14 protein-coding genes and 1 tRNA gene are annotated in these 14142 nt (G+C 47.2%); 11 read left to right on the top strand and 4 right to left on the bottom strand.

Translation table 11 applies throughout. The annotated features are described in order from the left end of the window. Positions 1 to 30 precede the first annotated feature (30 nt). Both tal and dusA read right to left on the bottom strand, forming a co-directional pair. Positions 31 to 963, bottom strand: a complete 933-nt coding sequence (gene tal / locus H5336_RS20745) for a transaldolase (RefSeq protein ID WP_185236367.1) — start codon at positions 961 to 963, stop codon at positions 31 to 33. 161 nt (positions 964 to 1124) lie between these two features. Continuing rightward, entirely contained in the window at positions 1125 to 2072 is a 948-nt protein-coding gene (dusA, locus tag H5336_RS20740; RefSeq protein WP_246439510.1) for a tRNA dihydrouridine(20/20a) synthase DusA, read from the bottom strand. Positions 2073 to 2391: 319 nt separating this feature from the next. Here dusA and H5336_RS20735 point away from each other — a divergent pair, with 319 nt between their 5' ends. The 4 genes from H5336_RS20735 to tnpC all read left to right on the top strand — a co-directional run bounded on the left by H5336_RS20735 (position 2392) and on the right by tnpC (position 5062). Beyond that, positions 2392 to 2643 (top strand): hypothetical protein, encoded by a 252-nt coding sequence (locus H5336_RS20735; protein ID WP_185236365.1) that lies wholly within the window; start codon positions 2392 to 2394, stop codon positions 2641 to 2643. Between the two features lie 64 nt (positions 2644 to 2707). Next, positions 2708 to 3028 (top strand): IS66 family insertion sequence element accessory protein TnpA, encoded by a 321-nt coding sequence (gene tnpA / locus H5336_RS20730; protein ID WP_185233959.1) that lies wholly within the window; start codon positions 2708 to 2710, stop codon positions 3026 to 3028. After that, positions 3025 to 3390: an IS66 family insertion sequence element accessory protein TnpB gene (tnpB, locus tag H5336_RS20725; RefSeq protein WP_185233961.1), complete on the top strand. Its 366-nt coding sequence runs from the start codon at positions 3025 to 3027 to the stop codon at positions 3388 to 3390. The genes tnpA and tnpB overlap by 4 nt, the downstream gene beginning before the upstream one ends. Positions 3391 to 3424: 34 nt before the next feature. Continuing rightward, positions 3425 to 5062: an IS66 family transposase gene (gene tnpC / locus H5336_RS20720; protein ID WP_221628031.1), complete on the top strand. Its 1638-nt coding sequence runs from the start codon at positions 3425 to 3427 to the stop codon at positions 5060 to 5062. 689 nt (positions 5063 to 5751) lie between these two features. On the opposite strand, the gene H5336_RS20715 is transcribed toward tnpC, so the two are convergent. Beyond that, positions 5752 to 6159: a hypothetical protein gene (locus tag H5336_RS20715; protein WP_185236364.1), complete on the bottom strand. Its 408-nt coding sequence runs from the start codon at positions 6157 to 6159 to the stop codon at positions 5752 to 5754. A 593-nt stretch (positions 6160 to 6752) separates the two neighbouring features. Here H5336_RS20715 and H5336_RS20710 point away from each other — a divergent pair. Both H5336_RS20710 and H5336_RS20705 read left to right on the top strand, forming a co-directional pair. Further along, positions 6753 to 7220: a Dps family protein gene (locus H5336_RS20710; protein WP_185236363.1), complete on the top strand. Its 468-nt coding sequence runs from the start codon at positions 6753 to 6755 to the stop codon at positions 7218 to 7220. A 77-nt stretch (positions 7221 to 7297) separates the two neighbouring features. Then, positions 7298 to 8002, top strand: coding sequence for a VIT1/CCC1 transporter family protein (locus tag H5336_RS20705; protein WP_185236362.1), 705 nt, complete (start codon positions 7298 to 7300; stop codon positions 8000 to 8002). 615 nt (positions 8003 to 8617) lie between these two features. On the opposite strand, the gene H5336_RS20700 is transcribed toward H5336_RS20705, so the two are convergent. Next, positions 8618 to 9196 (bottom strand): nitroreductase family protein, encoded by a 579-nt coding sequence (locus H5336_RS20700; protein WP_185236361.1) that lies wholly within the window; start codon positions 9194 to 9196, stop codon positions 8618 to 8620. 197 nt (positions 9197 to 9393) lie between these two features. Here H5336_RS20700 and H5336_RS20695 point away from each other — a divergent pair, with 197 nt between their 5' ends. The 5 genes from H5336_RS20695 (at position 9394) to H5336_RS20675 (ending at position 14079) form a co-directional block, all read left to right on the top strand. Next, positions 9394 to 9993, top strand: coding sequence for an outer membrane beta-barrel protein (locus tag H5336_RS20695; RefSeq protein ID WP_185236360.1), 600 nt, complete (start codon positions 9394 to 9396; stop codon positions 9991 to 9993). Positions 9994 to 10072: 79 nt separating this feature from the next. Then, positions 10073 to 11575, top strand: coding sequence for a glutamate--tRNA ligase (gltX, locus tag H5336_RS20690; protein WP_185236359.1), 1503 nt, complete (start codon positions 10073 to 10075; stop codon positions 11573 to 11575). A gap of 91 nt (positions 11576 to 11666) precedes the next feature. Further along, a tRNA-Ala gene (locus tag H5336_RS20685) sits at positions 11667 to 11742 on the top strand. Between the two features lie 184 nt (positions 11743 to 11926). Next, positions 11927 to 13165 (top strand): tyrosine-type recombinase/integrase, encoded by a 1239-nt coding sequence (locus H5336_RS20680; RefSeq protein WP_185236358.1) that lies wholly within the window; start codon positions 11927 to 11929, stop codon positions 13163 to 13165. After that, on the top strand, positions 13165 to 14079 hold the full coding sequence (locus H5336_RS20675; protein WP_185236357.1) for a hypothetical protein: 915 nt from the start codon (positions 13165 to 13167) through the stop codon (positions 14077 to 14079). Before H5336_RS20680 ends, H5336_RS20675 begins: the two co-directional genes overlap by 1 nt. The last annotated feature ends 63 nt before the right edge of the window (positions 14080 to 14142 follow it).

The following is a 14142-nucleotide window of genomic DNA, read 5'->3' as shown; positions in this document are numbered from 1 at the left end:
CTCGGTCTCTATAGGTTTTGTGTGATTGAATTACGCTTGTGCCTTAAGGAAGTTTTCAAGGTTAATCTGGTCGGCGACAAAGCCGCGAATACCCTGTGCTAACTTCTCGGTGGCCATAGCATCTTCATTACTGGAGAAGCGGAATTGTGCTTCGTTTTCAATGAGTTTGGCAATAGCTTCGCCGGAATTACTTGGCGATAGTGCGCGCTCTAATTTTCCAGTATCGGCTTCCAATTCACCCAGTAACTGTGGGCTAATAGTCAGTCGGTCACAACCGGCTAGCGCTTCGAGTTCGCCCGTGTTGCGGAAGCTCGCGCCCATAACAACAGTATTATAGCCGTGTTGCTTGTAGTAGTTGTAAATACGGGTTACCGACACAACACCGGGATCTTCGAACGGTGCGTACTCATTTTGGCCCGTGCTGGCTTTGTACCAGTCCAGAATACGACCAACAAAAGGTGAGATGAGGAAGGCGCCTACATCGGCACAGGCAGCAGCTTGGCTGAAGCTGAATAGCAGCGTAAGGTTACAGTTAATACCCTGTTTTTCTAGGACTTCCGCCGCGCGAATACCTTCCCAAGTAGAGGCCAGCTTAATTAATACGCGCTCTTTACTGATACCGGCTGCTTCATACAAACCAATAAGTTGCTTGGCTTTTTCGATACTGGCATTGGTATCGAATGAAAGGCGTGCGTCTACTTCAGTGGAAACACGGCCAGGAACAATTTTAAGAATTTCACAACCAATGGCAACGCCCAATTTGTCACAGGCGGCATCAATAGAGTGGGTGGAAGCCAGAGTATCCTTCACGAGTGGAGCGTACTGCTCCATTTGTGCTGCTTTATAGAGCAGAGATGGATTGGTTGTGGCATCCAGAGGCTGGTAACGCTTAATGGCTTCGATATCGCCTGTGTCGGCAACAACGTCAGAAAACTGCTTCAATTGCTCAAGTTTGTTGGTCATGTTACTCCCCATAAACCTAGGTACATTTTTTAAAGGCGCACATTATCGTGCGTGTCGATAACGGAAACAACCGCTAACGCCCCTCATATTGTCAAAGTGACAATATGAGGGGCGTTAGGTTGGTAAAGAGCTGCTTAATTGTATGATAATTTATTGAGCCGCTATTTTGCTATGCCATTGTGCATCTTATCCATAGCATCCAGCAGTATTTGCGCCGGTGCCTCCGGTTTGTTGGCGTTTTCGGTGATGTAGCGCCGGAATATTCGCGCACCGTACTGGCCGTGATAAAGGCCCAACAGGTGCCGGCTCATATGATGCAGACGATTGCCCTTGCTGATCTCGGCTTCACAGTATTGGGCGAAAGTCCGCACAATATCGGCGCGGTTCAGTTCGCGCGCCGTGTGCTCAAATAATTGCTCATCAACCTGTGAAAGTAACCAAGGGTTATGGTAAGCCTCTCGGCCAATCATAACGCCATCTAGCGTATTCAGCAGGTTTTTACACTGCTCTAGGGTGGTAATACCGCCGTTTATAATAATGTTTAGGTGCGGGTTTTCTTGTTTTAAGCTAATAACATGGTCGTATTTAAGTGGTGGTACTTCCCGGTTTTCTTTAGGGCTTAGGCCCTTAAGCCAGGCTTTTCGCGCATGCACAATAAAAGTAGAGCAACCAGCCGCCGCCACTGTTCCAACAAAATTGGCCATAGCCGGAAAGTCATCTTGTTCGTCTATGCCAATGCGGTGTTTAACGGTAATGGGAATAGTGCAGGCATTACGCATTGCCGCAACACATTCAGCCACTAAATTGGGTTCGGCCATAAGTACCGCACCAATTCTACCTTCCTGCACTCTATCGCTGGGGCAGCCGCAATTAAGGTTAACTTCATCGTAACCCCATTCTTCGGCCAATTTTGCGCACTGCGCCAGCGCCGCGGGGTCACTTCCGCCTAGTTGCAGGGCAATGGGGTGTTCTTCGTTGTTGTAGGTTAAGAACCGAGTAACGTCACCGTGTAATAGTGCACCTGTGGTCACCATTTCGGTGTAAAGCAAAGCCTCCTTCGACAGTAACCGCCACAAGTACCGGCAGTGTCTGTCACTCCATTCCATCATCGGGGCAACGCAAAACCTGTGGAGGCCCGAATGTCCCGGCTTTACTGGGCTTGCGGCTGGTTTTAAGGGGGGTTCTATCAATTTCTGCATGTTGATTGACGTGCTATTTTCGGCTGTTTCAGTGCTTTGAGTGCTAAAATTTAGCACGGATAAAAATTTGTAGCACAGGAATGTTTGAGTATGGCGACGATTGTTCCGCTCATCAAGAAGGGCGGCAGTGTAACGTATACCGCGTAGATTCGCTTGCGCATAGGTGGTCGGCAGGTGCGTGATGCGATGACCAGTGCTGATAGGGTTTTTTGGAGTGTGGGTATAAAACGTGAGACTGAATTGCGCCGTGCTGATGGGCCTAATTCAAATGTTAAATGTTTTTATGGAAAGTAGTCTAAATATCCAATCAGAAACCCTCGATAAGAATGTCGAGGCTTTGTCGTTACTTCCGCAAGGCGAGTATCGCCTGGCAGTTGTAAAGGGAGAGGTAAACGACGAACCTCCTCCGGCATGGAGCATGACGTTGTTGCCAATACATATTTCCGGTGAAATACTAGAAAGCAACGTAAGCGCCCATTAACCCGGGTAATACCCAGCCAACAATCATCAGCTCATAATGGCCCCCCCTAACCAAGGAGTCCATTATGGAAAAACAAACGCGTACCCCCCCAATTGACTGGCGGGTCGAACTCAAAGCATGGCGAGAATCTGGTTTACCACTTTCTCAATTTTGCCGAGAGCAAGGCTTGGTCGCTCACCAGCTGTCATACTACAAACGCAAGTATGAACCCCAAGCACTTAGCCCAGATGCGCAATCAACAGGCTTTAGCCAAGTTAGTGTTTTGAGCACCAATGCCATCGGCGCTGAATGTTTAAGTTTACGCCTGGCCAGCGGACATACAATCGAAGGGATAAGCACACAAACCTTACCGCTAGTGAGCGCATTAATGTGCACGCTACAATGAACGAAGTAATGCGACCCTCGCGGTCGCTACCCGTTATCTACCTTTATCGAAAGCCTGTAGACTTCAGGAAATCGTTTAATGGACTCAGTGCCATTGTTGAGCGGGAGCTGGGGCATAACGTATTTGAAGGGCGCCTTTATGGCTTTACCAACAAGCGCCGCAACAAAATCAAATGCCTATTTTGGGAAAGAAACGGTTTTGTCCTGTATTACAAGAGCTTAGCCGAAGAAAAATTCAAGTGGCCTAGGCAGGGGGATGACATTATCACCCTCAGCGGACAACAATTAAATTGGCTGCTGGATGGCTATGATCTGAGCGCGATGAAACCCCATAAAAAACTGCATTACGAAACAGTATTTTAAAAATAGCGGGGGATAATTTGGTATAATCCACGCCATGACTTCACCTCCAAATACTCAGAATGTAAGCGATAGCGACTCCACTTTTGATGAAGGTTCGTGGCGCGATCTGCTGCTGGAAAAAAATACGCAGCTCGAACAAAAAGAAAATCTACTTGACGAAAAAGATCAGGTCATTGGCAAAAAAACTCAAGTCATACAGTCGCAAAAAGCTCGAATTGCCGTACTGGAAGAGCTGCTTCGGCAACAAAAACAAAAACTGTATGGCCGCAGTAGCGAGCAACAGCCTAATCAGCTGGGGATGTTTGATGAAGCAGAAGCCATAGAGGTTGAGCAGGAAGCCGATGATGAGCCCAAGAAGAAAAAGCCCTCGGGCCGCAAAGGGCTAAATCCCACTATACCGCGTGTTCAGCACCGCATTGAACTCAGTGATGAGGCAAAAGACGGCGCTATCGACACCTACTTTGTCAAAGTTAAAGAAGAGCTGGATATTATCCCGGCACAGGTTCAAGTGATTGAACTGATGCAAGAAAAAGCGATTTTTATCGACGACGAAGATAAAAATATTGGCGGAGAAAATAAGCGTAGAATTGTTTCTGCCCCCTTACCTAAACACCCGCTACCGAAAGCTGTTGCCAGCACCAACACATTGGCCTACATCATTACTGCTAAATACATGGATGCGTTGCCACTCTATCGTTTAGAAGGCATTTTGGGGCGCTATGGTGGCAGTGTTACACGCACTACACTGGCCAATTGGCTAATACGTTTATCGTTACAGCTTGCTCCGCTAATCAAGCTAATGCGAGAGCATCAATGGAATGGTGATCTTATACAAGCCGATGAGACCCGCGTTCAGGTGCTCAAAGAACCCGGTCGGAGCGCAACCAGTGACAAGTGGATGTGGTTAACCCGTGGAGGGCCTCCAGATCATCCCAGTGTTTTGTTTGAGTATGATCCATCTCGAAGTAAGGATGTGCCGTTGCGCCTGTTAGAAGGGTTTAATGGCGCTCTGCAAACTGATGGTTATGCTGGCTACAATGCTGTGGTGAAAAAGCAGAAACTCCAACATGCTGGGTGCTGGGATCATGCACGCCGCAAGTTTGACGAAGCCGAAAAAGCAGCAAGCAAAGATTTAAAAGCTAACGCAAAATCGAGAGCTCCCAGCAAGGCCCGCATGGGATTATCGCTTATCAACAAGCTTTATCTGGTTGAGCGCCAGATACAAGGCAAAACAGCCGAAGAAAAAATCCAAACCCGACAGCAGGAAAGCGTCCCTTTACTCAACACACTAAAAACTTGGCTAGAAAAAAATGAAAGTCGGGTATCAAAAGAAGGATTAACGTGGAAAGCTATTAGCTACACCTTAAACCAGTGGGAAAAGCTGACCTTATACTGCGAGCAGGGGGAAATCCCCATCAGCAATATTCTAGCGGAAAACGCCATACGACCTTTTTGTGTTGGTCGACGTAATTGGCTTTTTAGTGATACTCCGAAAGGGGCAAATGCCAGCGCGATTTACTACAGTTTAATTGAAACGGCAAAAGCGAATGGGCTTGAGCCTTATGGTTATTTTAAGGATATGTTGAAAAAATTGCCTTACGCAGAGACGATGGAGGATCTTGAAAAATTATTGCCGTGGAATTTTAAATGTAAGGATGTCAAGACACCCTAGTTAATGGGCGCTTACAAAGCAACGAGGCATGTGTAGTAAAAATTGAGGGAAGAGACATGGTTGTCTACCCATCGAATCTTGTTGATGAATTAGAAGGTAAGCTGTTTTTCTGGGGCGGCGAGGAGATGGAGCTGGTCACATATGTCTAGGTCATTTAACAAACCCGGTCGTGTGTTTTGTGCGAAAGCGGGTTAGGTCTCCGCGCGACATGTCCTTATTTGTTATGCTTTTTAAATTATTTTCTATATGCTTTCGACGCAGCTGACTTGCGAACTTATGCCTGCATCACCACCTATTACTATTTGTGAGCAGTAAAACACCTTGCCTTTACATGCCGCCTGCCATGATTTTGAACTGCCCGCTCCGGAATACACTATATTTACTACATCAATGCTTTCTGGAGAACAGCCAATAAACCCAGAGCTTTTAATTCTATAATCATCTTCCATATGTGGATTGGATATACGCTCTTTTTTAACTGGAGACGTTGTGCAACCAACAACCAAAAATGCAATTAAACATAATACTATTTGTTTAATATATACCCCCTAGCAGTTTTTAGAAAAAAATAACGTCGTTATAACCGGCCGGAACTGTGTTGATTGTTTTGCGGTAGCGTAGCGTAAAACCGCAGAACAATCGACGCAGCGGAGGTCCAGCCAGCTCGCTGGCGATGGTTAATAACCTTGTTATGATGTTTTTATACACTCCCCATTAACAACATCCTCATTGGGCAATACTACTAAATATTTATCAATCGGCTTGCTATCTTTGAAAACCACCAGATGTACCTCATGTATCCAAATATTGGACCGCATTCCGAGATTCCGATAAGAGTAATATTTTATAGATGCTGGCAAGACCTGTGAGTTACCCGATTTTTTCGTAATGTATTCCTTAGCAAGACGTAACGCCTCTCCGGTACTAATAGTTGGCTCTCCAACGCCATCCCAACCTGGAGCCAACCTATTTAAAATACGCCCCTCAACAGCAATTTTACATATATCACCATTGTGATTTGCCCACTGCTTTAATTGCTGAATATCAGCTCTGACACATACAGAGGCCAACAAAATGGCTAATAAATATATTCTCATTAGGTAGTTAATTCATAACATTTAAATATGGGTCTTCCTAGATATAGGAATAATACCCATATCTATACCATTATGTGTAGATGTAGGCGAAGTAATGTCTACATATGGTCATGATGTTGGTGGAGTGGCTGGCCGAGCGGAGTTGAGTTGCAGCGCAAAATGGCCTTTCTTTTTGGGTTTTGGCGCTCGATTGGGCGGGGGGCACACGTTCAGCAAGCCGCTTGAGCCTGATCATCCTCTCCATTGTGTTTTTGTGTCAATCTGTAGGATTACGGCGGTGCCGCTGGGTGTTTGTGCTATAAAAGGCTACATTTATTTGGTGATGTGTCGTAAGCAATTGAAATATAAGACTAATTTGATCTTCCTCTCCAGTCCATTATGGGGGGAATACAGAATCTATGCTTATGAGCAGCAGGCTTGGGGGGTTACTAACCATAAAACCATTATATTAAAAATCTATTAAGTGGTTAAGGTTTAATAATTTTGGTTAATCGAAAGGTCGGAGTAATATATAAGTATTCGCGGAGATTAAGCAGTTGCTTATATCATGGCGTAACAGGGTAAACCATTCACACGTTATGGAGGTTAGAACAATGGGTAAAATTGATATTGGTATTAGCTCAGAAAACCGTATAGCTATAGCCGGGGGGTTAAAAAAGCTGCTCGCCGATTCGTATACGCTTTACTTGCAAACCCACAACTTTCACTGGAATGTGACCGGGCCGCAATTCCGCGATCTGCATTTAATGTTCGAGGAGCACTATACCGAACTGGCAACAGCCGTTGATGAAATAGCCGAGCGAATTCGAACGTTGGATATTCCCGCACCGGGGACCTATAAAGCATTTGCAAGCCTGACCTCCATAGAGGAGGTGGAAGGTGTGCCAGAGGCTACGCAAATGGTCGAAATACTAACGGGCTCTCACGAGAAAGTGGTTAAAACCTGTAGAGCCGTATTGGCAATAGCACAGGAAGCCGACGATGAGTCCACGGCTGCCCTGGTAGGTGATCGTATGCGTATCCATGAAAAAACCGCCTGGATGCTGCGCGCCATGCAGTAAGGTTTTTGCAATAACATTTTTTAGCAGGGTCGACTTAGGTCGGCCCTTTTTGTTTCTACTGCGATAAACTAGTGGGTATGAATAAATCGACTTTCAATAACGAGCATTACTCCCATCGCACCGGGTGGCTGCGCGCGGCGGTATTGGGGGCGAACGATGGCATAGTGTCTACGGCTAGCCTCGTTATTGGCGTGGCGTCGGCTGGGGCTGATGCGCAGGCGATATTGCTGGTGGGTACGGCGGGTTTGGTGGCGGGTGCAATGTCTATGGCGGCAGGCGAATATGTGTCTGTTAGCTCCCAGGCCGATAGCGAAAAGGCTGACCTGGAAATAGAAAAAGGGCATCTTGCCAGAAGCGTGGAATACGAGCGCAAAGAATTGGCGGCCATATACCAAGGGCGTGGGTTAAAGCCCGATCTAGCCATGCGAGTTGCCATACAGCTAATGGAGCACGACGCCCTAGATGCCCATGCCCGAGACGAACTAGGTATTATAGAGCGAACATCTGCTCGGCCGTTTCAAGCGGCATTTGCCTCAGCCTTAGCATTTGTAATAGGGGCCATTTTGCCCCTATTGAGCGCGTTGTTAGCGGGTTATGTAAGCCCGCTAATTGCCGTACCGGCCATAAGCTTGTTGTCGCTTGTGTTCCTTGGCGCCTTATCTACCCGACTTGGCGGCGCACCTATGATGCCGGGTATTATCCGTGTTGTGTTTTGGGGGGCCGCCGCCATGGCATTAACCGCTATTACCGGCGCATTGTTTGAGCAGTTGTTTCTTTCCTGAGTAGAGCTGGCTTAAAGCTTTTAGAGATAATTTCGGCAAAAATGTGTAGCCGGGCGCCAATTATTAAGGGCGGTAAAAAAACTCAAAAAAATTCGGAACTAAACGGGAGTAGGCTCCTCTAATTTACCGTAAGCAAAAGGTAACACCAAACTCCCCAAAACTCTCGACACTCCTTACGGCGGACCCCAAATTGGGCTCCGCCTTTTTTACGTCCAAGGATGGACGGTATGCTGCGAAGCCATGGATGGGGAGAGCAGTGTATGTACAGGATGGACGGTATGCTGCGAAGCCATGGATGGCGAGAGCAGTGTACGTAAAGGATGCAATTGTCGAGGATGCACATAATCACATGGATGTGATGTATTAGAGCAAGGCAGGAGCACCTTGCCGAGGAGCGGCGTGGTGGGCTTGATGCCGAGAGCATTATTTAACTCCCGTGGCCGCCATACACCAAAACCCACAAAACTAGTGTGCCCGAAGATACACAAAAAGAACCATTAGCTAACGAATCTAGCGCCAAGCTACAGGCCGCAAAGCTACTTCACCTGCTAAGTACAGGTAAAGTAGTTTTGGGGGAAGTACAAAACAGAAAATAAAAGCGGAGACACGAATGCGCTATTTTTTACCACGGTAGAAAGTAATACGCTCATTCAGGTCGGGGCGGTTACGTTCCTCTGGTTTCTCTTTATAACTACCGATATAAATAAAGCCTGCCACTTGCTCTTCAGAGGTTAGCGAAAGCTTTTTGTTAATACGCTTATCGTAGGCGTACCACTCGGTTAACCACTGAGCGCCAAAACCTAGCGCATGGGCGGCGAGTAGAATATTCTGACATACGGCTCCGGCCGAGAGCACTTGCTCCCACTCAGGCACTTTGGGGTGGTCTATAGGGCTACTGACTACCGCTATAACGAGCGGCGCGCGTAAAAAACGATCGCGTTCAAATTCCAGCAGTTTTTGTGTGGCGTCTTCGTGTTTTTTTTCGAATTTTCTTGCGAGCTTATTACCAAAAGTTTTTCGGGCGCCACCTTGGAAAACAATAAAACGCCAGGGTCCTATTTTGCCGTGGTCTGGCACTCGGTGCCCGGCTTTGAGTATTATGTCCAGCTGATCATCGCTGGGCCCAGGTTCACAGAGGTCTTTCGCTGTAAGGGAACGACGTTCGAGCAAAAAGTCAATAATGGAAGTACTCATAAATTACTTACCTGAGGGCGTGCTATGCTCGCATCAGTTACATAGATACGGCGTAAATATAGTGGCTATTGAAATTGCAGACAACATTAACACAAACATTAACACAAACATTAACACAAACATTAACACAAACATTAACACAAACATTAACACAAACATTAACACAAACATTGTTACACACTCTAGAAGGGAAAATTATGGAAGAATTTAAAATCACCTCTAAAAATGGTTTTCGAGCATTGGTTGTTGTGCTGAGCGGGATTATGACCGTCAGTGCTTTTGCAGAAACAGAAGAGCAGAAGGGTGTATTTCGGGCTGGCTTTGATTTTTCCTTAGCCTCTTTGGAGGTAAACGAGCTAGAGCCCTCAGACGAAATCGCTATTGCGTGGGGCTTAAAAGTTGGTTATGAAAGCCCCAATGGTTTCGGCGTGGAGTTGGGTTCTCGGAAGTACGTAAATGCCAACTTTTTCTCTACTTTGATACCGGGTACAGATGTAACCTTAGAGCACTCTATATTGTACGTATTACCCACATACACTTGGGCCTACAGCAACAATACCTTTCTGCGGGCTAAACTTGGTTTTGGGCGCTGGGCGTCTGACTATGCCGTAAATATAGACCCTGAAAGAAACAGTAACGATCGAGAAAACCGCACTGAAACGGGTATTGACCCCTATCTGGGTATTGAAGGGGGCTTCCAGTTTAAGCACGTTGAGTTGGGGCTATTCTACGATTATCAGTCGGCTGATTTTGTAGAGGTAAAAGGCGGCGGTATAGCGCTGAGTTACCGTTTTTAAATTTCGAAGGGTATAATTGCCCGCCTAAATTAAAAGTGCTTGGTTGGGCTTCGCGCCCGGCCAACATCAGAGAAAAAACATGTCTGTTAGAACCCGCATTGCACCCTCGCCAACCGGCGACCCCCACGTAGGTACCGCCTATATAGCACTGTTCAACCTGTGTTTCGCACGTAAGCACGGCGGCCAGTTTATTTTGCGCATAGAAGATACCGACCAAAGCCGCTCAACCCCGGAATCTGAGCAGGCCATATTAGATTCCCTGCGCTGGTTAGGGCTGGAATGGGACGAAGGCCCAGACGTAGGTGGCGCCCACGGGCCGTACCGCCAAAGCGAGCGCAAAACTATTTACGAAGAGCACGTACAAATACTGCTCGATGCGGGTCATGCCTTTAAGTGTTACCGCACCACCGAAGAGTTAGACACGCTGCGTGCACAGCGCAAAGAAGCGGGCATTCATACCGCCCTAAAAGCCTCAGACCTGAAACTGAGCGAACAGGAGCAAGCCGAGCGCGAAGCCCAGGGCCAAGCCTACGTAGTACGCATGGTAGTGCCAGAAGAAGAGGGCACCTGCACCGTAGCCGATTTATTGCGCGGCAACATGGAGCTGGATTGGTCGTTGGTAGATGCGCAGATTTTAATGAAATCCGACGGCATGCCCACCTACCACCTAGCCAACGTAGTAGACGACCACCTAATGGCTATAACCCACGTAATACGAGGTGAAGAGTGGATAAACTCCGCTCCTAAACACCTGCTGTTATACAAATATTTTGGCTGGAAAGTGCCGGTATTTTGCCACCTGCCGCTGTTGCGTAACCCAGACAAAACCAAACTGAGCAAGCGCAAGAACCCTACCAGCATTATGTATTACCAGCGTATGGGCTACCTGCCCGAGGCGGTTATAAACTACCTAGGGCGTATGGGCTGGTCTATGCCCGACGAAAGTGAAAAATTTAGCCTGCAAGAAATGCTAAACCACTTCGATATCTCCCGTGTGTCGCTCGGTGGGCCTATATTCGATGTAGAAAAGCTCAGCTGGCTTAACGGCATGTGGATACGAGAAGACCACACCGACAAGCAATTGGCCGAAAAGCTCGCCAGTTGGTTGCTTAACGAAGACAGCTTGCTGAAGGCCATTCCCCACGTTAAAAAGCGTATGGAAACCCTAAGCGACTTTATTCCCACGGTAGCCTTCTTGGCCACGGGCAAACTAGACATAAACGAAGCAAGCTTTGCCGCGAACAAGTTGGATATCGAAACCCAGAAGAAAATACTGCAGTTTACCCAGTGGAAAATGGACAACCTACGCAGCTGGGAGCGCGACAGCATCTTCAACGAGCTAAAAGCCCTAGCAGAGGGCATGGAACTGAAATTGAAAGACCTGCTGGCGCCCGTGTTTATAGCCATAAGCGGCTCTACCGCCAGCTTCTCGGTAATGGATGCCATGGTACTGTTGGGCCCAGACCTTAGCCGCGTGCGCCTGCGCGAGGCCGTAGACATACTGGGCGGTGCCGGTAAAAAGGTGCTCAAGCGCTACGAGAAAGAATACGCCCAGTTGGGCCAGCCCAAGGTAGAAGGCTAACCCAACTAAAGTGTTGACATGGGGGAGCACATTGGTAGAATGCGCCCCCTCAGAAGACACCGTCTTCAACCCGTTTTCTTCGGAAAGCTATGGGGCCTTAGCTCAGCTGGGAGAGCGCAACACTGGCAGTGTTGAGGTCAGCGGTTCGATCCCGCTAGGCTCCACCAAACACCCATTCGGTAGCATCCTATACCGTCCTAAAGCCTCGCATTGCGGGGCTTTTTGCGTTTATACTCCATTCAACGACGTCCGTTAATGTACCCCCACATCCGTTAAGTTTGGGGGTATAGCTGGGGGTACTAAACGACTTTCTTGTTCCGTACCTCCAGATACCCCCAATTGGTGAATGGCATGGCTCTTACAGACTCCAAAATCAGGCAAGCAAAGCCCACAGAGAAGACTCAAAAACTCAGTGATGGCGGAGGTTTGTACCTGTTTATCCCGAAAGCAGGTGAAGGAAAGCGCACCAAGTCATGGAGATTGAAATACAGGATTGGTGGCAAAGAAAAACTGTTAACTATAGGCCCATATCCATCCGTTACGCTGAAAGCCGCACGTAAAGCCCGTGAAGAAGCTAAGGACATGATACTGGAAGGTATCGACCCCTCCCAAACAAAGAAAAACAAGAAGCTGGAGCAAATCCAAACGCTTAGCAATCATGTTGAAGCAGTGGCGCGGGAGTGGCACGAGCAACAAGCGCAAAACTGGAGCGAAGGTTATTCAGCCAAAGTTTTGCGATCACTGGAAGCAAACCTGTTTCCTTATGTTGGTACAGTTCCAATCTCGCAGTTACTACCCACGCAGTTGCTTGGGGTGTTACGTAAAGTAGAGCAGCGAGGGGCCCTTGAAAGTGCACACCGCTTAAAACAGGTAACAGGACAAATACTGCGTTATGCAGTGGCCACGGGGAGAGTAAAGCGTGATTTTACACCCGATTTAAAAAAGGCACTTCCAGCACATAGAAAACAACACTTTCCTGCCATTACCGATCCAGTAATAGTCGGGCAGTTACTTCGAATGATTGACGGCTATGAAGGTACCGCCACGGTAAGGGCTGCCATGAAGCTAGCACCACTCGTATTTGTTCGCCCCAACGAGTTACGCCATGCGGAGTGGTCAGAAATCAATTTTGGAGCAGCTGAGTGGAAAATTCCGGGTAGCAAAATGAAAATGGGCGAAGATTTAATCGTTCCATTAAGCTCCCAATCCATTGAAATCTTGAAAGAGCAGCAATTACTAACCGGTAATTGGCAATACGTATTTCCTTCCGCACGTAGCCCTCGTCGCCCGATGAGCGATAACGCGATTCTCTCAGCATTTCGCAACATGGGTATCGAAAAAACAGAAATGACAGGCCACGGTTTTAGAGCGATAGCGCGAACACTACTCGATGAAGTTCTGGGCGAACGTGTTGATTTAATTGAACACCAACTTGCCCATGCAGTGAAAGACAGCTTGGGTCGAGCCTATAACCGAACAACGCATTTACCGCAAAGAAAAAAAATGATGCAACGCTGGGCTGATTATCTCGGCGTGCTTCGATCCAATGGTCAGGTTGTTTCCATATTTTCGAAGGCGGCTACAGAGTAATGAAATCAATATCCGCACTTCCAGACTATTTACAAAACAAGGTTTCCCAAAGGCTACAAGGCTATGACGGTCATGAAGGTTTGGTTCAGTTATTACACTCGTTAGAGTCTGAGCGCGCTTCACTGAAGGATCAGATGACTCGCTTTTTGGAACAGGACGATTTTAATCAGCTGGAAGTGGCGCGATTGAAATATGCCGATATGTTGCGCGAAGTTGACCAAGTAAGAATCGACCTGAAATGCTGGGAAAGCCTTGCCAGTGACTCCAGAATGGTAGAACTGGTGAAAATACTCAACGAGAATGCAGTCAGTGAACAGGAGCAATGCATATTCATAGAACAAGCAGCGGCTTCGTTGTTCGATTACAGCACATTAAGAGCCAATGTTAAAAAAGCTGTCGCACTACTCAAGCAGATCGAAAAAAACGCGGGGCTGCTAAGTGAGGGCCTTGCGAAGCTAAGCGCCTTGGCAATACCAAGTGTTAACTCTGAATTATCCAGCCTTCGTGAGCTTATAAATCACACGATGGGGGACGCTGACCTTACTTGGCGTGTGGAAGCGAAGAAGCTGCTGGAAGGCCTTGATAATGTTTATAGCTGGTCACTATCGCCGAGTGTTTCTTCGATAGTTGGGCAAATCGGAAGCAGCGCTAGAGATTGCTACGCATATCACACGGGCAAATCTGGAGCAGCCTTGAGCACAAGAAAAGATAACACCAAAACGCAATACCTCCGTGCATTCGGCTTTTGCTTAAGAGAAAACGGTTTTGAGCTGAGTAAAGAGTTATACAAAGCAATTGCGATAATAGCCAATATTGTGCTGAATAGTGGTGCAAATACACCTGACATTTCTAGTTGTATTGACGATTTTGACGTCACTTATGATGATGTGCGTAAAGCTTTAAGCAAAGAATAAAAAAGCAAAGAAATTCGCAAATTTTTTTCGCTCGAATATCTTCGAGCTTATTTTTCATTTAGG

This window comes from Teredinibacter franksiae (genome assembly GCF_014218805.1).
GTDB classification, from domain to species: domain Bacteria; phylum Pseudomonadota; class Gammaproteobacteria; order Pseudomonadales; family Cellvibrionaceae; genus Teredinibacter; species Teredinibacter franksiae.
This window is presented reverse-complemented; position numbering and strand designations above follow the sequence as displayed.

Coding starts and splice junctions, on each gene's coding strand:
- H5336_RS20695 (WP_185236360.1), top strand. CDS start 9,394: ATGGAAGAATTTAAAATCACCTCTAAAAATGGTTTTCGAGCATTGGTT.
- gltX (WP_185236359.1), top strand. CDS start 10,073: ATGTCTGTTAGAACCCGCATTGCACCCTCGCCAACCGGCGACCCCCAC.
- tnpC (WP_221628031.1), top strand. CDS start 3,425: ATGACTTCACCTCCAAATACTCAGAATGTAAGCGATAGCGACTCCACT.
- dusA (WP_246439510.1), bottom strand. CDS start 2,072: ATGATGGAATGGAGTGACAGACACTGCCGGTACTTGTGGCGGTTACTG.
- H5336_RS20710 (WP_185236363.1), top strand. CDS start 6,753: ATGGGTAAAATTGATATTGGTATTAGCTCAGAAAACCGTATAGCTATA.
- H5336_RS20680 (WP_185236358.1), top strand. CDS start 11,927: ATGGCTCTTACAGACTCCAAAATCAGGCAAGCAAAGCCCACAGAGAAG.
- H5336_RS20700 (WP_185236361.1), bottom strand. CDS start 9,196: ATGAGTACTTCCATTATTGACTTTTTGCTCGAACGTCGTTCCCTTACA.
- tal (WP_185236367.1), bottom strand. CDS start 963: ATGACCAACAAACTTGAGCAATTGAAGCAGTTTTCTGACGTTGTTGCC.
- H5336_RS20705 (WP_185236362.1), top strand. CDS start 7,298: ATGAATAAATCGACTTTCAATAACGAGCATTACTCCCATCGCACCGGG.
- H5336_RS20675 (WP_185236357.1), top strand. CDS start 13,165: ATGAAATCAATATCCGCACTTCCAGACTATTTACAAAACAAGGTTTCC.
- H5336_RS20715 (WP_185236364.1), bottom strand. CDS start 6,159: ATGAGAATATATTTATTAGCCATTTTGTTGGCCTCTGTATGTGTCAGA.
- tnpB (WP_185233961.1), top strand. CDS start 3,025: ATGAACGAAGTAATGCGACCCTCGCGGTCGCTACCCGTTATCTACCTT.
- tnpA (WP_185233959.1), top strand. CDS start 2,708: ATGGAAAAACAAACGCGTACCCCCCCAATTGACTGGCGGGTCGAACTC.